8 protein-coding genes are annotated in these 19,465 nt (G+C 72.3%); all 8 read left to right on the top strand.

All coding sequences use genetic code 11. The features are described 5' to 3' along the window. The first annotated feature begins 144 nt into the window (after positions 1-144). A complete protein-coding gene (locus tag OG624_RS06615) occupies positions 145-420 on the top strand; it encodes an isoamylase early set domain-containing protein (protein ID WP_033225103.1) in 276 nt (91 codons plus the stop codon). 302 nt (positions 421-722) lie between these two features. Then, positions 723-1,781 (top strand): FecCD family ABC transporter permease, encoded by a 1,059-nt coding sequence (locus OG624_RS06610; protein ID WP_266359095.1) that lies wholly within the window; start codon positions 723-725, stop codon positions 1,779-1,781. Further along, positions 1,778-2,839, top strand: a complete 1,062-nt coding sequence (locus OG624_RS06605; protein ID WP_371587361.1) for a FecCD family ABC transporter permease — start codon at positions 1,778-1,780, stop codon at positions 2,837-2,839. Before OG624_RS06610 ends, OG624_RS06605 begins: the two co-directional genes overlap by 4 nt. 25 nt (positions 2,840-2,864) lie before the next feature. Beyond that, positions 2,865-3,725: an ABC transporter ATP-binding protein gene (locus OG624_RS06600; RefSeq protein ID WP_266359099.1), complete on the top strand. Its 861-nt coding sequence runs from the start codon at positions 2,865-2,867 to the stop codon at positions 3,723-3,725. 113 nt (positions 3,726-3,838) lie between these two features. Beyond that, positions 3,839-4,900, top strand: coding sequence for an iron-siderophore ABC transporter substrate-binding protein (locus OG624_RS06595; RefSeq protein ID WP_033225511.1), 1,062 nt, complete (start codon positions 3,839-3,841; stop codon positions 4,898-4,900). After that, positions 4,897-6,690: an ABC transporter ATP-binding protein gene (locus tag OG624_RS06590; RefSeq protein ID WP_033225510.1), complete on the top strand. Its 1,794-nt coding sequence runs from the start codon at positions 4,897-4,899 to the stop codon at positions 6,688-6,690. Before OG624_RS06595 ends, OG624_RS06590 begins: the two co-directional genes overlap by 4 nt. Positions 6,691-6,747: 57 nt before the next feature. Beyond that, positions 6,748-17,751: an amino acid adenylation domain-containing protein gene (locus OG624_RS06585; RefSeq protein ID WP_371639216.1), complete on the top strand. Its 11,004-nt coding sequence runs from the start codon at positions 6,748-6,750 to the stop codon at positions 17,749-17,751. Then, a complete protein-coding gene (locus OG624_RS06580; protein ID WP_033225531.1) occupies positions 17,738-19,438 on the top strand; it encodes an ABC transporter ATP-binding protein in 1,701 nt (566 codons plus the stop codon). Before OG624_RS06585 ends, OG624_RS06580 begins: the two co-directional genes overlap by 14 nt. Positions 19,439-19,465 lie beyond the last annotated feature (27 nt).

The following is a 19,465-nucleotide window of genomic DNA, read 5'->3' as shown; positions in this document are numbered from 1 at the left end:
GACACGCAGGGTGACATCGCGTGCCCGCGAGTCACTCGATGTGGTGGGTCCGTGGTGGGAGTGGCGGCGCCGGGGTGCGTCCGGTGCGTCCGCCGCCGACTATGGGCGGCGTACCACCCCCACTGCCGTTGTCAGGAGCTCACCATGCTGGAGCGCAAACTGCGCAAGGACCGCACCGAGGTCACCTTCATCCTGCCCGTCGACACCCCGCCGGGACCGGTCAGTGTGGTGGGCGACTTCAACGACTGGCAGCCCGGGGTCCACACCCTGGCCCGCAGGAAGGACGGCAAGCGCGCCGTGACCGTCGAGCTGCCCAGCAGGAGCACCCATTCCTTCCGGTACCTGGCGGCCGGCGACTACTGGTTCAACGACGAGAGCGCCGGCGACCAGGACGGTCCGAACAGCCGTCTGCACACCTGACGGTTCGGACTCCTCGCGGACCCGGAGCGCGCCCCGGCCATGGGTCGGGGCGCGTTTGCGTGCCGTCGTCCCGGCCAATTAAGGTTAGGATTACCTAATCGTTCAACAGTGCATATTTGAGGGCGAGTTGGTTGTTCGCCACCCCTGCCTGCCCGTTTTGTCTATCGACAGCGCGCCGTGGGATCAGCTTAGCTTTGCCTAAGTTTCGGTCGCGGCTGCGTCGGCGTGCCGACCCGACCGGGTGGTGGCGGGTGCCACCGGCCGTGCCACCCCGGTGGATCGAAGGGATGACGTAGAGCGACATGGGCACGATCGCAGTGGAACGCCCCGTGCCCCGGGGCGTGTCGGAGGCCCGTCGCCGGCGGGTCGTGGGCTCGGTCACCCTGGTGCTGGTCCTCCTGGTCGCCATGGTGGTCTCGCTGGCCGTCGGCGCGCGGGCGCTGACCCCCGCCGAGGTGTGGCGCGGGTTGTCGGCGGCGCCGGACCCCGATCAGCGGCTCACCGAGATACGGCTCATCGTGCGGACCGTACGGGTGCCGCGCACGGTGCTCGCGCTGGTGGCGGGCGTGGCCCTGGGGGTCGGCGGGGCGCTGATCCAGGGGTACACGCGCAATCCGATCGCCGACACGGGCCTGCTGGGCGTGAATTCGGGCGCCTCGTTCGCCGTGGTGCTGGTGATCGCCCTGTTCGGGTTCGCCGACCCGTTCCAGTACGTGTGGTTCGCCTTCCTCGGTGCCGCGGTCGCGGGCGTCGTCGTCTTCGGACTGGCGAGCATCGGCCGGGGAGCCGGCAATCCACTGACCCTGGCTCTGGCCGGACAGGGGGTCACGGTGTTCCTCGCCGCCATGACCACGGCGGTCGCGCTGTCCGACAAGGCCTCGCTGAACGCCCTGCGGTTCTGGAACGCGGGCTCCGTGGCCGGTGTCGGGTTCGACGTCATCCGGCCGGTGATCGCCTTCATCGCCGTCGGGTTGGTGCTCGCGCTGATCACGCTGCCCGCTCTCAACCTGCTCAACCTCGGCGACGACGTCGCCCGGGGGCTGGGGGTGAACATCGTGCTCAGCCGGACCGTCGGCATCGCCGCCATCACCCTGCTCGCGGGAGCCGCCACGGCGGCGTGCGGCCCCATCGCCTTCCTCGGCCTGATGGTGGCCCACATGGCCCGGTACCTGACCGGGCCGGACTACCGCTGGCTGGTGCCGTACGCGGGCCTGCTCGGCGCCATCGTCCTGCTGGTCTGCGACATCGTGGGGCGCCTGCTGGTGCGGCCCGGGGAGTTGGACGCGGGGGTCGTCGTGGCCCTCCTGGGGGCTCCGTTCTTCGCGGCCCTGGTGTGGCGCGGAAAGTTCAAGAGCGCATGACCGGGACCGAGGTGAAGGCATCGGTGACGCCGGGCGTGCGGCTCGGTCCGGTCTCGTTCGTCTGGCGGCCCTGGGTCGTGTGCGTCACGCTGCTGCTGGCGGCGGCGACCTTCCTCGTGTTCTGCGTGTCCATCGGCGTCGGGGACTTCCCCATCGGCCTGTCCCGTGTGATCGCCACGGTCGTGGGCGGGGGCGAGCAGGTCGACCGGTTCGTGATCATGGACCTACGGATGCCGCGGGCCCTGGCCGGTCTGGTGGTGGGCGTCGCGCTCGGGGTCTCGGGGGCGATCACCCAGTCGATCGCGCGCAATCCGCTGGCCAGCCCGGACATCCTGGGGATCACCGGGGGCGCCGGCGCGGTCGCGGTGTTCCTGGTGACGGTGTCGGGCGGGACCGCCGCGGCGGTCGAGGGCTCCGTGGGCCTGTCCGGGGCGGCGCTCGCGGGCGGGCTCGGCACGGGGCTGCTCGTCTACTTCCTGGCGTGGCGGCGCGGGATCGACGGATTCCGACTCATCCTCATCGGCATCTCGGTGAGCGCCGTGATGGAGGCGATCACGACCTGGCTGCTGGTCACCGCCGACATCAGGGACGTCGCCCGGGCCCAGGCCTGGCTGGTCGGTTCGCTCGACAACCGGTCGTGGAACGACGTGGGCGTGGCGCTGTGGTGCACCGCCGCCCTGATGGTCGTCGTGACGGTGGTCGCGTTCCAGTTCAAACCGCTGCACCTCGGCGACGACGTGGCCGCGGGCCTCGGCGTCCGGTACACGAGGGTGCGCGCGGTGCTGCTGCTGTGCGCCGTGCTGTTGGCCGGCGTGGCGGTGAGCGCGGCCGGGCCGGTCCCGTTCGTCGCGCTGGTGGCGCCCCAGGTGGCGATGCGGCTGGCCAAGTGCCCGACACCGCCGATGGCGGCCTCCGGGATGGTCGGGGCCCTGCTGCTGATCGGCGCGGACCTGGTCGCCCGTACGGCACTGCCGATCACCCTCCCGGTGGGCGTGGTGACCGCCGTCATCGGCGGCCCCTTCCTGATCCATCTGCTGGTGCGGGCCAATCTGCGCTAGCCGAGGTCTCGATACCTCTTCAGACATGCCTACCTCAGGGGGAGTTGTGGCCGTATCGCAGATCGCCGGAATCGAGGCCGACGGGGACGAGGCCGTACGGCTGGCGGCCAGAGGGGTCACGGTCGGGTACGGCGGGCGGGTCGTCATCGACGACCTCCACGTGTCGATCCCGCCACGGGTCATCACCACGATCATCGGCTCCAACGGCTGCGGGAAGTCCACCCTGTTGCGGACCCTGTCCCGGCTGCTCAAACCGAGCAGCGGATCGGTCGTGCTCGACGGCGAGGACATCGGCCGGCTCAGGACCCGGGACGTCGCCAAGAAGCTCGGCCTGCTCCCACAGGCTCCGGTGGCGCCCGAGGGGCTCACGGTGTCCGACCTGGTCGCCAGGGGCCGTCATCCGCACCAGAGTTGGCTGCGGCAGTGGTCCTCCGACGACGCCGAGGTCGTGGCGCGGGCCCTGGCCATGACCGGGGTCTCCGACCTGGCCGACCGCCCGGTCGACGCGCTGTCCGGCGGCCAGCGGCAGCGGGTCTGGATCTCGATGACGCTGGCCCAGGGTACCGACCTGCTGCTGCTGGACGAGCCGACCACGTATCTGGACCTGGCGCACGCGATCGACGTGCTCGACCTCGTGGACGACCTCCACGAGTCGGGATGCACCGTGGTCCTGGTGCTGCACGACCTCAATCTGGCCACGCGCTACAGCGACAACCTCATCGTGATGAAGGCCGGTTCGATCCTCGCGCAGGGGCATCCCCGTGACGTGATCACCGCTGAGTTGTTGTACGAGGCGTTCGGACTGCGCGCCAAGGTGATCGAGGATCCCGTCGGGGACCGGCCGCTCATCGTGCCCATCGGGCGTGCCCACGTGCACACCTCATAGATCAAACAAAGTTACGCCGCAAGTAAGGCTAGGCTAGCCTCACTTGGGCGCGGTAGGGTTTGGCTGCCCTCGGGCGGAACTGCAATGGACGGCACGAAAGCAAGGGATTTCGGATGCTTTTCCATCGATCGACACGTATGAAGCCCTGGCAGCGGTTGGCGGCCGGGGTCTTTTCCGCGACCCTCGGTGTCGGCCTCCTGGCCGGATGCGGTTCCGATTCGGCGGACCAGGCCGACAAGAAGAGTGACAACGCCCCGGCCGCCGGGGGCACCTTCCCGGTCACCGTGGAGCACGCCTTCGGATCCACCAAGGTGGAGAAGGCGCCCAAGCGGGTCGTCTCGGTCGGCTACACGGACGACCAGGCCATCCTGGCGTTCGGCATCAAGCCGGTCGGCATGGTCGACCAGTACCCGAACCCGCCGGGCACCTCCCCCGACATCAACACCCAGTGGCCGTGGGTGAAGGAGAAGTGGGGCGACACCCGCCCGGAGGTCATCATGAACAACGGTGACGCCGGCCCGAACTACGAGAAGATCGCGGCCCTGCGGCCGGACCTGATCATCGCGGTGTACTCCGAGATCGACCAGGCCGGCTACGACAAGCTCTCCAAGATCGCCCCCACCGTGGGTCGCACCAAGGCCGAGAAGGAGCCGTTCAGCGCCCCCTGGCAGGACAACGCCGTCCACATCGGCAAGGCGCTCGGCCAGGAGGCCAAGGGCACCGAGCTGGTGAAGGGCATCCAGGACAAGCTCGACGCGGCCAAGAAGGCGCACCCCGAGTTCGCGAACCAGACGGCCGTCCCGCTGTCCTGGTACAAGGACTCGGTGGCCCCCTTCACCACCACCGACGTCCGCGGCCGACTGGTCACGGGCATCGGCTACAAGGGCCAGACCGAGATCGACAAGATCGCGGACGGCAAGTTCTACACCACGCTCTCCCCGGAGCGCATGGACCTCGTCGACGTCGACCGCATCTTCGTCATCGCCGACAAGGCGGACCAGGAAGCCCTGAAGAAGTTCCAGCTGTTCACCAACCTGAACGCGGTCAAGAACGGCAAGGTCTCCTACCTCCTCGACAGCGAGGGTCCGGCCGTCGGCGCGGCCATGTCCCAGGGCACCCTGCTCTCCCTCCCGTACGCCATCGACGAACTCGTCAAGTCGGTCGGTCAGGTGTGAGCATCACCGCCACGCGCGTCGCCCCGTCGACCCTGCGCACGACGAGCGGACGCGAGGCCACCCGCTGGGTCGTGGCGCACTGCCGCGAGGTGCCGTGGCTGACCTTCGCCACCGTGTTCACCACGGTGGCGGGGGCGGCCCTCCAGGTGCTCCCGCTGCTCCTCCTCGGCCGGGTCGTCGACGGGGTGGTCGCGGGCGGACCGCGCTCGATCCTCGTCACCACCGGGGTGTTGATGGTGGCCGCCGCGCTGCTCGGCGCGGCGGCCACCGCCCTGTCGACCTACCTCATCGGGCGACTCGGCGCGGACCTGCTCGCCCGGCTGCGCGAAGGCGCGGTCCGGGCGGTGCTCGGGATGCCGAGCGCCCGGATCGAGCAGGTCGGCCGGGGAGACGTGCTCTCCCGGGTCGGCGACGACGTGGCCGTCCTCTCCAAGGGCATCAGGACGGCCGTCCCCACCGTGTTCTCGGCCGGGGTGCTGGTCTTCATCGCCACGCTCGGCATGTTCGGCCTGGACTGGCGGCTCGGACTGGCCGGTTCCTGCGCGCTGCCCGCCTACGGCCTGGCCCTGCGCTGGTACCTGCCCCGCTCCGCCCCGCTCTACCGCAAGCAGCGGGCGGCCCAGGCCGACCGGGCGCAGGCCCTGATCAGCGGACTGAACGGGATCGACACGGTCCGGGCGTACCGCCTCGAAGGGGCCGTCCGCGAGAAGGTCACCCAGGAGTCCTGGCGGGTACGGGACCTCGGCGTCGAGGTGTTCCGGCTCTTCGGCCGGTTCGTCGGCCGGGAGAACCGCGCCGAGTTCATCGGCCTCACCTTGATCATCGTGGTCGGGTACGCGCTGCTGGAGGCCGACGCCGCCACCCTCGGCGAGGTCTCCGCGGCCCCGCTGCTCTTCCACCGCCTCTTCACCCCGCTGGGCTCCATCATGTTCACCTTCGACGAGGCGCAGAAGTCGGGCGCGAGCCTGACCCGCCTGGTCGGAGTGCTGGAGGAGGAGGCGGAGGACCGGCTGGTGGGCGCCCTGGCCGTGGCGGGCGCCACGGACGCGCCGCGGCCGGTGGCCGTCGAGGTCAGGGGGCTGACGTTCCGCTACCCCGACTCCGAGGAGCCGGTCGTCCGCGACGTCGACCTCACCATCTTGGCCGGCACCTCGCTCGCCCTCGTCGGGGCGACGGGCGCCGGCAAGTCCACCCTGGCCGCACTGATCGCGGGCATCGGCACCCCGCAGAGCGGATCGGTGCGCATAGGGTCCACCGACCTCGCCGGCCTCGACGAGGCCGGCGCGCGCGCCCTGGTCAGCATCCTGACCCAGGAGACGCACGTCTTCTCCGGTCCGCTCGCCGAGGACCTGCGCCTGGCCGCACCGGAGGCGACCGACGCCCACCTGCTGGACGCCCTGCGCACCGTCGGCGCCGACGGATGGGTCGACGCGCTGCCCGAGGGGCTGAACACCCCGGTCGGCGAGGGCGGCGAACGCCTCGACGTCACCAAGGTCGCCCATGTCGCCCTGGCCCGGCTGGTGCTGGGCCGCACCCCCGTGGTGGTGCTCGACGAGTCCACGGCGGAGGCGGGCAGCGAGGGCGCGGCCGAGCTGGAACGGGCCGTGCTCGCCGCGTGCGCGGGCCGGACCACGCTGTTCGTGGCCCACCGACTCACCCAGGCGATGGCGGCGGACCGGATCGCCGTACTGGACGCGGGTCGCGTCGTGGAGCAGGGGACGCACGAGGAACTGGTGGCCCTGGGCGGCCGCTACGCACGACTGTGGCGGGCCTGGCGCGAAGGCAGCTAGGCCGCCCTTGTTCCGTTTGGGCCGACATATCGATCTGGAAAGGGCGTTGAGCCTCCGATGACGGAATCGACCGATCGTCTCGTGCTGCTTTCACCCACCCGCCTGGCCGACGTGCGCCGGCGGGCCGGCGACTACGGTGACACGACCATCGCCCGGGCGTGCGCCATCGGACTGGCCTACTGGGCGACGGGCCGGAGCCCCGACGGCCTGGAACTCACCCCCGGCACCCTGTTCGCCGACGTCCTCGGCTGGGCGGACAGCGGTGGAGCCGCGACCGCCGGCTGGGAGGTCGGGACCGAGGGCCGGCACGGCCCGGACGGCCGCAGCATCGCCCTGCCGGAAGGTGTCGTACGGGCCGACGCGCAGCTCGCCCTCGACGACCTGGCCGACTTCCCCGACCGGCCCCTGTCCACCATCGGCCCGTCCGGTGTCGCGGAGCGGCTCGTGACCCTGGCCCGGTGGAACGACACCGCGGCGGACCGGATCCGCCCGACCGTCGTCGAGATGTTCCGCGAGCAGGCACGCCTGCGGCCGGACGCCGTCGCCGTCGTCGACGAACACCGCTCACTGACCTACCGTCAGGCGGCCGAGTACTCCGCCCAGCTGGCCCACCACCTGATCGAACGCGGCATCACCGCCGAACAGGTCGTCGCCATCTCCCTGGACCGCTCCGCCGCCATGGTGATCGGCCTGCTCGGCGTGCTCCAGGCAGGCGCCGCGTTCGTACCGCTCGACCCGCAGTGGCCCGCCGCCCGCCGCTCCGTCGTCATCGCCGACGCACGCGTCGTCCTGCAGCTCAACGCATCGGGCGAGCACGCCCCGGACGAACCGGACGCCGTGCCGGTCGACCTCGCCGACTGGCGGTTCGGCTCCTACCCCGGCACGGCGACCGGGGTCACCGTCCCCGGCGACGCCCTCGCCTATGTGATCTTCACGTCCGGTTCGACCGGCCGGCCCAAGGGCGCGATGATCCGCCACGAGGCCATCAGCGAGCGTCTGCTGTGGCAGGTCGACGAGATCCTGGGCTTCGGCCCCGACGACGCCTCGCTGTTCAAGGCACCGCTGTCCTTCGACATCTCCATCAACGAGATCTTCCTGCCCCTGGTGTGCGGCGGCCGGCTCGTGGTCCTACGGCCCGGCGGCGAACGCGACCCCCACCACCTGCTCGGCGTGATCGCCGAGCACCGCGTCACCTTCACCTACCTCGTCTCGTCCATGCTGGACGTCCTGCTGGAGATCGCGGGCGACTCCGGACGGCTCGACAGCCTGCGCCACGTGTGGTGCGGCGGCGAGGTACTGACCCCGGAGCTGTACGAACGCTTCCGCACCCGGCTCGACATACCCATGTACCACGGCTACGGCCCGGCCGAGACGACCATCGGCGTCTCGCACGTGATCTACCGGGGCACCGCGGAACGGCTGTCGACATCGATCGGCAAGGCCAACCCCAACACCCAGTTGTACGTGCTGGACGACGAGCTGCGCCCGGTCCCGATCGGGGTCGGCGGCGAGCTGTACGTCGGAGGCTTCCTGCTGGGGCGCGGATACGTGGGCGCGCCCGGCCTGACGGCCTCCCGCTTCGTCGCCAACCCCTTCGCCACGGACGGATCCCGGCTGTACCGCACCGGCGACCTCGCCCGCTTCGCCCCCGACGGCTCCCTGGACTTCCTCGGCCGCGCCGACAACCAGATCAAGATCCGCGGCATGCGGCTGGAGATCGAGGACGTCGAGGTCGGCCTCGCCGAACACCCCGGAGTGCGGCACACCTGCGTCGTCGCGAAGAAGAACACGGCCGGCGGCACCTACCTCGTCGGCTACGTCATCCCCGCCACCGGGAGCGAGGGCCTGCGCGCCGACGAGGTCAAGCAATGGGCCACCGGGCACATGGTGGAGTACATGGTGCCCGCCCACATCGTCGTGCTGAAGGAGTTCCCGCTCACCGCGAACGGCAAGCTCGACCGGGGCGCCCTGCCGGAGCCCGCGACCGGAGCGGGCGCCCTCGCCCCGCCCGTCACCGAGAACGAGCGCCTGGTGTGCGCGGCGGTCGCCACCGTGCTGCGGCGCGAAGCGGTCGGCGTCGACCAGGACTTCTTCCAGCTCGGTGGAGACAGCATCCTGGCGATCTCCCTGCTGAGCGCCCTGCGCGCAGCGGGCCTCCACGTCACCGCCCGCCAGATCTTCACCCACGGCGTCGTGGGCGCGCTGGCGGCCGTCGCCGACCGCGAGGCAGCCGCCGTGGACCACGGCGACGTCGCCGCCGGTACCGTCGTCGGATCGCCGATCGTGCAGTGGCTCGGCGAGACCACGGACGCCGTCGACGGTTTCGTGCAGTCGGTGGTGCTGAACACCCCGGCGAACCTGACGCCCGACGCCCTCGACGCCGTCCTCACCGCCGTCGTCGCACGGCACGACATGCTGCGCGCCAGGCTGGTCCGCGGCGAGCGCTGGAGCTTCGAGATCCCGGAGCCGGACCGCGCCACGGCCGGATGGCAGGAGAGCGACCGGCCGCTCGACGCGTGCGTCGCGCTCGCCACCGCCGGGCTCGACCCGGAGAACGGCGTGATGCTGCGCGCCGTCTGGCGCCGCGCGGCGCGCCAACTGGTCCTGGTCGCGCACCACGTGGTGATCGACGGCGTGTCCTGGCGCATCCTGATGGAGGACCTCTCCACGGCCTGGCGCTGGCACGTCTCGGGCGCACCGATCGACCTGCCCCCGGTGGGCACGTCGTTCCGGCGCTGGACGCAGCTGCTGGAGCGCGCGGCGTTCGACGCCGACCGCGCCCACTTCCGGCGCGCCCTGCCGGGGGAGGACGCCCCGCTGGGCCGGCGCGCGCCGGCCCCGACCGACACCGTCGCCCGGGAACGCACGACGACCCTCGCGATCGGCCCCGAGATCACGGCCGCCCTGCTCGGCGAGATCCCCGTGAAGTTCCACGCCGGGGTCAACGACGTGCTGCTGACCGGCCTCGCCGTCACCCTCGCCCGGTGGCGCCGTGACCTCGGCCAGGACCAGACGTTCGCCCACATCGAACTGGAGGGCCACGGCCGCGAAGGACGCCATGTGGCGGACTCCGCCGGCTTCGAGCCGGAACTCTCCCGGACCGTGGGCTGGTTCACCACCCTCTTCCCGGTGACCGTCGACCCCGGGACGGCCACCGACCTCACGGCCCCCGCCTACCTGGTCGCCGCGCTCAAGGCGGTCAAGGAGGACCTCGCCCGGGTGCCGAGCAACGGCCTCTCCTACGGGGCCCTGCGCTACCTGGCCGACACCACGTTCGACGCACCCGCGCCCCAGGTGCTGTTCAACTACCTGGGCCGGTTCGACGCCGGATCCGCCGCCGACTGGGAACTCGCCCACACCACCGGGCAGTTGGGTGAGAAGCGCGACCCCGGCATGCGACTCCCGCGCGCCCTGGAGTTCAACGCCATCGCCGAACCCGCCTCGGCCGGCGCTGCCTACGCACTGGTCACCACCCTCTCCTGGCCCGACGGGATGTTCACCGATCAGGACATCGAGACCATCGGCGGATACTTCCGCGAGGCCCTGGCCGGACTCGCCGCACTGGCCGGCCTCGACCTGGCCTCCCTCGGCCTGGGCGGCCACTCGCCCGTCGACTTCGCCGTGCCGGCGCTCACCCAGGCCGACGTCGACGAGCTGGACGGCCCGACCCTGCGGGACGTCCTGCCGCTGACCCCGCTGCAGGAGGGTCTCTACTTCCACTCGGTCTTCGACGACGACTCCACGGGCAGCTACGTCGAGCAGCAGCTCCTGACCCTGGAGGGAGAGGTGGACGCCGACCGGCTCGCGACGGCCGCCACCCGTCTGCTCACGCTCTTCCCCAACCTCGCCGCACGGTTCACGGCCCTCGCCGACGGCCGTGTGGTCTCCGTCCTGGAGGCCGGGGTCCGGGCCCCCTTCACCACCCTGGACCGCCCCGGCATCACCGACGAGGAGATCCGCGAACTCGCCGAACGCGACCGCCGCGCCGGGTTCGACCTGGCGCGCGGCCCGCTGATGCGGTACACCCTGATCCGCACGGGCCCCGGCCGCGCCGTCCTGGTGCAGACCGTGCACCACATCGTCGCCGACGGCTGGTCGGTGCCGCCGATGCTCCGGGCGCTGCTGACCGAATACCACGCGCCCGGTTCCGTCCACCCGCTCGGCGGCTTCGGAGACTACGTGCGCCGGCTCGCCGCGCACGACGAGGACGAGAGCGACCGGGTGTGGCGCGAACAGCTCGCCGGACTGCCCGGTCCCTCGCTGGTCGCCGAAGGGCACACCCCGTCCGACCGGTTCGACGACACCGCCACCTCGCCCGACGGCGACATCGACGAGGCCGCCCGGTCCGCAGGCGTCCCGCTCAGCGTGGCCGTGCACAGCGCTTGGGCGGTGACGCTCGGCGGCCTCCTGCACGCCGACGACGTCGTCTTCGGCTCCACGGTGTCCGGCCGCGCCGCGGACGTGCCCGGCATCGAGGACATGGTGGGCCTGTTCATCAACACGATCCCCGTACGCGCCCGATGGGCCGCCACCACCACGGCGCGCGACCTGCTCGCCTCGGTACGGGACCACCAGAGCGCGGTGCTTGCGCACCAGCACGTCTCGCTGGCCCGCATCAGCCGGCTGCGCGGCGCCGGCCCGCTCTTCGACACCCTGGTGGTGTTCGACGTGGCGACCGACGTCGCCGCCCTACGCCGGCCCGAGGACACCCTCGTCATCGGCGACATCGTCAACGAGGGCGCCCCGCACTACCCGTTGACCCTCGTGGTCGAGCGCTCGCCCGACGGCCGTCCGCGCTTCAACCTGATCCACGACGGCGCGCTGGTGCGGGAGTCGACCGCCCGGACGGTCCTCGCGACCTTCACCCGCACCCTCACGGGCCTGCTCACCCGGCCCGACGACCTCGTCGACGACCTGGCCACCACGGGCACCCGGCCCCCCGCACAGCTCACCCCGACGACGCTGGGCGAGCTCTTCGACGCTGCCGCGCACCGCGATCCCGCCGCCACCGCCGTCACTCGGTGCGCCCTCGACGGCGACACCCGATCACTGACCTACGGTGAACTGGCCACCGCGAAGGACGAGCTGGCCCGGGCCCTGCGCGCCGCCGGGGTCCGGCCGGGCGAGCGGGTCGCCGTGGCCGTCCCGCGCTCCCTCGAACAGGTCGTCGCCCTCGTCGCGATCGTCACCGCGGGCGGTGCCTACGTACCGCTGGACCTCGCCCACCCGGACGGACGGCTGGAGTACATCCTCGCCGACGCGGCCCCGCAGGTGGTGCTCGTGGACCCGGAGCACCAAGGCCGCTTCACGCGGCTCCTGGACCGGGCGGGCGTACCGGCCCGGGTGCTCGTACAAGGGGAGCAGCCGCCACCGGACGCCCAGGTCGACCGAGTCACCCAGGTCGCCCAGGTCGCCCAGGATGACGTCGACGGGCCCGTGGCCGACTGGCACGATCCCGCGTACGTGATCTACACGTCCGGGTCGACCGGCAGGCCCAAGGGCGTCGTCGTCCCGCACTCCGCCGTGGTGACCCTGCTCGCGAACACGCGGCCGGACATGGACTTCGGCCCGCACGACGTATGGGTGCAGTTCCACTCCTACTCCTTCGACTTCGCGGTGTGGGAGCTGTGGGGCGCGCTGGCCCACGGCGCCGAACTGCTCGTGCCGGACTACGGACTGACCCGCTCGCCCGTCGACTTCCACCGCCTGGTGCGCGAGCACGGGGTGACCGTCCTCAACCAGACCCCGTCGGCCTTCTACCAGTTCATCGAGGCCGACCGGCACGCCGACCGGCCCGCCACCGCCCTGCGCCGCGTCGTCTTCGGGGGCGAGGCGCTGGACCTGGGGCGGCTGCGCGGCTGGGTCGAGCGGCACGGGACGACCTCGCCCGAGCTGGTCAACATGTACGGCATCACCGAGACCACCGTGCACGTCACCCACCGGGTCCTGACCGACGAGGACTTCCGCCCCGGCGAAGACGTCAGCCCGATCGGGGGCCCGATCCCCGGACTGGTCACCTACCTGCTCGACGACCGTCTCCGACCCGTCCCGCCGGGCCGGGTGGGCGCCATCTACGTCGCGGGCGACCAGGTCTCCCTCGGCTACCTCGGCCGACCGGCCCTCACCGCGGGCCGGTTCGTCGCGGACCCGTTCGCGGCCGACGGCTCCCGGATGTACCACACGGGCGATCTCGCCCGCCGTACGCTCGACGGCGAACTGGAGTTCACCGGCCGCGCGGACGACCAGGTACAGCTCAAGGGCTTCCGCATCGAGCTCGGTGAGGTGGAGTCCGCGATCCGGGAACTCGACGGTGTGGTCGACGTGGCCGTCACCGTCGCCGACAGCGCGGACCACCTGGTGGCGCACGTCGTGGGCAAGGTCCCCTTCGACACCGCCGACCTCGCCCGACTGCTGGCCCCGAAACTGCCCGCCCACATGGTGCCCGCACTGGTCCTGCCCATCGACGCCCTGCCGCTGACCGTCAACGGCAAACTGGACCGCGCGGCCCTGACCGCCCGCGCCGCGTCGCACCCCGTACCGCACGCAGTCCCGGTGGCCGCGACCGGCCCCGCGCTCACCGCACTGGTCGACATCTTCACCGAGACCCTGCCCGGCACCGCCGTCGACGGCGACAGCGACTTCTTCCGGGCCGGCGGCGACAGCATCCTCGCCATCACCGTCGTCAACCGGGCCAGGTCACTGGGCCTCACGATCGCCCCCCGGGACGTGTTCCTGCTCAGGACCCCGCGCGCGCTCGCCGAGCACCTGGCGACGAGCACCCCGCCCGCCACGGCGCCCACCGCACCCGACCCCGTCGAGGACGGCCCGCTGACCCCGACCCCGATCATCCTGCGCCGACGCGAACGGGGCGGCTCCCTCGCCCGGTTCGCCCAGGCCCGGACCCTGGTCGCACCCGAGGGCACCGGCCTCGCCGACGTGGAGCGCGCCGCGCACGCCGTCGTCGCCGCCCACCCCGCCCTGCGCCTACGGCTGCGTACCGAGCACGGCGTGTGGGCCCTGCGCACCGAACCCGCCCCCGCCACCACCGTCGTCCGCAGCGCCGCGCCCGACGCGACGGCCGCCGCGGACGAGGCCGCCGGACGGCTCGACCCCGAGTCCGGGGAGGTCATCGCCTTCTCCTGGCTGGAGGCGACCCGGACCCTCGTGGTCACCGTGCACCACCTCGCCGTCGACGCCGTCTCCTGGCTGATCCTGCTGGACGACCTCGCCGCCGCCCTGCGCGGAACTCCGCTCGCCCCGCCCACCACCTCCTACGCCGCCTACGCGCGGGCCCTGGCCGACACCTCCGCCCACGAGACCGACGACCTCGGGCACTGGATCAGCACCCTCCAGGCGCCGCCGCTGTTGCCCGTGGCCGAACGGCCGCGCACGGCCACGGTCGTCCTCGCACCCGAGGCCGCCGACCACGTGACGCGCACCGCGCCCGCCGCACTCGGCGTCGACCCCACCGAGCTGCTGTGCGGCGCGCTGCGCACCGCGCTGACCCACGTCCAGGCCGCGCCCACCGATCTCGCGATCGAGGTGGAGCGGCACGGCCGGGTCCCGGCCTCGCCGCACCACGACTACACCCGTACGGTCGGCTGGTTCACCGCCATCGCCCCGGTGCGGCTCACGGCGCACACCGACCCCGTCGCCGCGGCCCGCGAGGTCGCCGCACGCCGGCCGGACGAGCGCGCGCACGTCGCGTACGGCGGCCTGCGGTACCTCAACCCGCAGACGGCCCCGCTGCTGACCGCCCGCCCACAGGTGCTGTTCAACTACCTCGGCCGGGGGAACGAGTCACAGGCCCTCCACCTCACGGGCGTCGACGAGGGCCACCCGTACGCCGTCGAGGTCAACGCCTGGACCGACGCGGCCACCGGAAGCCTGCATGCGGTCTTCACCCTCGCCGAGGGCATACCCGACGAGATCACCGACCATTGGCTCGCCGCCCTGGAGCACATCGCGGTGGCCGCCACGACCGCCGAGCGCACCGCGCCGGTCACCCCGCTCCAGCGCGGCCTGTTCTTCCAGGCGCAGCTGGCCGGTCCGGCCGGACACTACGTCGCGCAGAGCTGGTTCACCTTCGACCGGCGCCTGGACACCGATGCGCTGGCCGAGGCCATGGCCTGGGTGATCGCCCGGCACCCGGTCGTCGGCGCCGGCTTCACCACCGACGACGACGGCACGGCCGTCCAGGTCCTCGGCGCGGGCCGGCGCGTCGCCGTCCGTACGGTCGACCTCGCGACGGACGCCGAGGTCGACGCCCTGCTCGCCCGCGACCGCGACACCGGATTCGACCCCGGCGAGCCGCCGCTGATCCGCCTGACCGTGGTACGGCTGCCCGGCGACCGCGACGGCCTGCTGCTGAGCTACCACCTGCTGCTGTGGGACGGCTGGTCCCGCGAGATCGTGCTGCGCGACCTGTTCGACGCCTACGAGGCCGCCGTCGCGGGCCGGTCGACACCCGCGACCCCGGCGACGCCCGGCTTCGAGGACTACGCCCGGGCGCTCGCCGCCAAGGACCCGGCCGTCTCGGAACGTTTCTGGGCCCAGCACCTGACCGGACTCCCCGGCCCGACGCTGCTCGCCGGCCCGACACCGACCCTGGTCGACGCCCTGCCCCGAACCCTCGTCCACACCCTCGCCGCCGAGGAGTCGCAGCTGCTGCGGGACCTCGCCCGCACCCACGGCGTCACCCTCAACTCCGTCCTGACCGGCGCGTTCGGCCTCCTGCTCGGCGCCCGCACGGGCCGCGCCGACGCCGTGTTCGGCGTGACCGTCTCCGGCCGCGAGGGCGAGAACCTCTCCGAGGTCGTCGGCGTCCTGCTCAACACCGTGCCCATGTGGACGCGGGCCCGCCCGGACGACACCGTCCGGGACTACCTGACGGCCGTGCAGGCGGCCCGGGTCGAGGCGATGGAGCACGAGCACCTGGGACTCGGCGAGATCCAACGGGCCGGCGGCCACGACACCCTCTTCGACAACCTGTTCGTGCTCCAGAACTTCCTCGACATGGACGCGTTCGCCGCGATGAACACCCGGCACGGCATCACCGCGGTACGGGCGGACGACTCCACGCACTACCCGTTCACCTGGGTCGTCACCCCCGGCGACCGGCTCACCGTCAAGCTGGAGTACCGCGACCACGACACCGAGGCCGCCCGCGCGCTCCTCGACGACTACCTGCGGGTGCTCGCGGACCTGGCCCGCTCCACCGGGCCGGTGGGCGCGCTGCCCGGCGCGGCGTCGGCGCCGGAGCCCGCCGCCCGCACGGAGGTCGGCACGGACACCGTCGTCGACCGGTTCGACCGGGCGGCCGACCGTGATCCCGAGCGGGTCGCGCTCGTCGCCCACGGCCGGACCATGACCTTCGGCCTGCTCCGCGACCGCAGCCGCGCGCTCGCGGGCGTGCTCGCCGCACGCGGCGTCGGACCCGAGACGACGGTGGCCCTCGCCATCCCGCGGTCCCTCGACTCGATCGTCGCGCTGTTCGCCGTCCTGCGCGTGGGCGCCGCGTACGTGCCGCTGGAGCTGGACCACCCGGACGAGCGGATCGCCGCCATCGTCGCGGACGCCCGCCCGGACGTGACCCTGACCGTGAGCGCCGTGTCGCCCCGGCTGACCGGCGACCTCGTCGAACTGGACCGGCCCCTCCCCGAGGCCGAGCCGTTCGTCACCTTCGCCCCCGACGACCCGGACCGCCTGCGCCACCCCGCGTACACGATCTACACCTCCGGCTCCACCGGCCGGCCGAAGGGTGTGGTGACCGAGTACGCCGGGCTCACCAACATGCTGATCAACCACCAGCGCCGGATCTTCGAACCGGTGTTGGCCGAGCACGACCACCGCGTCTTCCGGATCGCGCACACCGTGTCCTTCGCCTTCGACATGTCGTGGGAGGAACTGCTCTGGCTCGCCGACGGCCACGAGGTGCACATCTGCGACGAGGAACTGCGCCGCGACGCCCCCCGGCTGGTCGAGTACTGCCTGGAGCACGGGATCGACGTCATCAACGTGACGCCGACCTACGCGCAGCAGCTGGTGGCCGAGGGCCTGCTCGACCACCCCGAGCGGCGGCCGGCGCTGGTGCTGCTGGGCGGCGAGGCCGTCACCCCGGCCCTGTGGCAGCGGCTCGCCGAGACCGAGGGAACGGCCGGCTACAACCTGTACGGACCCACCGAGTACACCATCAACACCCTGGGCGTCGGCACCTTCGAATGCCAGGACCCGGTGGTGGGCGTGGCCATCGACAACACGGACGTGTACGTCCTGGACCCGTGGCTGCGGCCGCTGCCCGACGGAGTCCCCGGCGAGCTGTACGTGGCCGGCATCGGCATCGCGCGCGGCTACCTCGGGCAGCCCGCCCAGACCGCGGACCGCTTCGTCGCCTGCCCGTTCGGCGCACCCGGCGAACGCATGTACCGCACCGGGGACCTGGTCGCCCGGCGGCCCGACGGGAACCTGATGTACCTGGGCCGCACCGACCAGCAGGTCAAGATCCGCGGCCACCGCGTGGAACCGGGCGAGGTCGAGGCCGCGTTCGCCGCGCACCCGGCGGTCCGGTTCGCCGCCGCGGTCGCCCAGCCCGACCCGCAGGTCGACGGCGCGTACCGACTGGCCGCCTACCTCGTGCTCGACGGCCCGGACGGCGGCGATCTGGCGACGGTCGCCGCCGAGGTGGGCGCGGCCCTGCCGGACTTCCTGCGCCCGACGCACTACGCCCAGGTCGACCGCATCCCGCTGACCGTCAACGGAAAGGCGGACACCAAGGCGTTGCCGGAGGCCCGGCCACTGGGCACGCTGACCACGGCGGGGGAGCGCGGACCGGAGACCGGGACCGAGACCGTCGTGTGCGAGTTCTTCGCCGAAGCACTCGACCTGGACGACGACGAGGTGAGCGCGTTGAGCGATTTCGTGTCCCTGGGAGGGCACTCCATGCTGGCGGTGCGGCTGATCGGCCTCCTCCGCCGGGAGTACGGTCCTGTGATCACGATCCGTGATCTGTTCACCCTGCGAACCCCTGAGATGATTGCCCGCCACCTCGATGAAAACTCCTGACGCACAGCGGCCCCGACCGGGGTCCGACATCCTTCGGACGGCCCTGCGCCGCAACATCGGCGCCATGACCTGGGGCACGATCCTCATGGGCCTGTACCAGGCCGGTGAGACCGCCTTCCCCATCGCGCTCGGCCTGATCGTCGAGCACACGATGCAGGACCGCAGCCCCGGTGCGCTCGCCCTGTCGATCGGCTCCCTGGCCGTGATCATCACGACGGTGTCGCTGTCGTGGCGGTTCGGCATGCGCATCCTGCAGAAGGCCAACACGACCGAGGCGCACCGCTGGCGGGTGCGGGTCGCGGACTGCGGGCTGGAGCCGGTCGCCCGGGACGCCGGACTCAAGTCCGGCGAGGTGCTGACCATCGCCACGGAGGACGCCGACCAGACGGCCGACATCATCGAGGTGGTGCCGCTGCTGATCAGCTCACTCGTCGCGGTGCTGGTCGCGGCGGTCGCGCTCGGGCTGGCCGACATCCGGCTCGGCCTGCTGGTGATCGTGGGCACCGCCCTGATCCTGTCCATCCTGAGCGTGATGTCCAAGCGGATCGGCTCCAGTACCCGCGAACAGCAGGCCCGGGTGGCCAGGGCGGGCGCGAAGGTGGCCGACCTGATCACCGGCCTGCGCCCGCTGCACGGCTTCGGCGGCAACCACGCGGCCTTCCGCTCCTACCGCAAGGTCAGCACGGAGGCCAAGAGCCAGGCGATCACCGTGGCCGGGGTCAACGGCGCCTACGCGGGCACCGCGGCGGCCCTCAACGCGGTGCTCGCCGTCGGCGTGACCCTGACGGCGGGCGGGCTCGCCTTCAACGGCGACATCACCGTCGGGGAACTCGTCATGGCGGTGGGGCTCGCCCAATTCATCATGGAACCGCTGAAGCTGTTCTCGGACATGCCCAAGTACGTGATGATGGCCCGCGCGTCCGCCGAACGGATGGCACTGGTCCTGGTCGCGCCCCCGGTGGCGACCCACGGGACGGAGCGACCGGCACCCGGCGGGGGCCTGGAGATCGACTGCGTCCGGTACGGGGCCCTGCGCGACCTGAAGTTCCAGGTGCCGGCGGGCGAGTTCGTGGCGATCGCCGCCTACCAGCCGCGCGCGGCCGCCGACCTCGCCGCGATCCTGGCCGTGCAGGTCCCGCCGCACGCGTACGAGGGAGCCGTGCGGGTCGGCGGGGAGGAGCTCGCCGCCCTGTCCATCGAGGCGGTCCGCGAGCACCTGCTGGTGAACCCGTACGACGGGGAGATCTTCGCGGGCACCCTCCGCACCAACATCGACCCCTCGGGCACCAGCCGCACGGTCGACGCGGCCGTCGAGGCGTCCATGCTGACCGACGTCGTCGCCCTGCACCGCGAAGGACTCGACCACGGTGTCCGCGACCGCGGTGCCAACCTTTCCGGCGGACAGCGCCAACGGCTCTCCCTGGCCCGCGCCCTGGCCGCCGACTCCGACATCCTCGTCCTGCACGACCCGACCACGGCCGTCGACGCGGTCACCGAGCAGCTCATCGCCCGCAACGTCGCGAAGCTGCGCCGTGGCCGTACCACCGTCGTGATCACCAGCAGCCCGGCGCTCCTGGACGCCGCCGATCGGGTACTCGTCCTGGACGACGGGGTCATCACGGCGGAGGACACCCACCGCAACCTCCTCGCCGGGGACGAGGAGTACTGCCTGGCGGTGGCCCGTTGACGCCGTGATCCGCCCCCTCGATCCGCC

It is taken from the genome of Streptomyces virginiae (assembly GCF_041432505.1).
In the GTDB taxonomy this organism is placed as follows: domain Bacteria; phylum Actinomycetota; class Actinomycetes; order Streptomycetales; family Streptomycetaceae; genus Streptomyces; species Streptomyces virginiae_A.
This window is presented reverse-complemented; position numbering and strand designations above follow the sequence as displayed.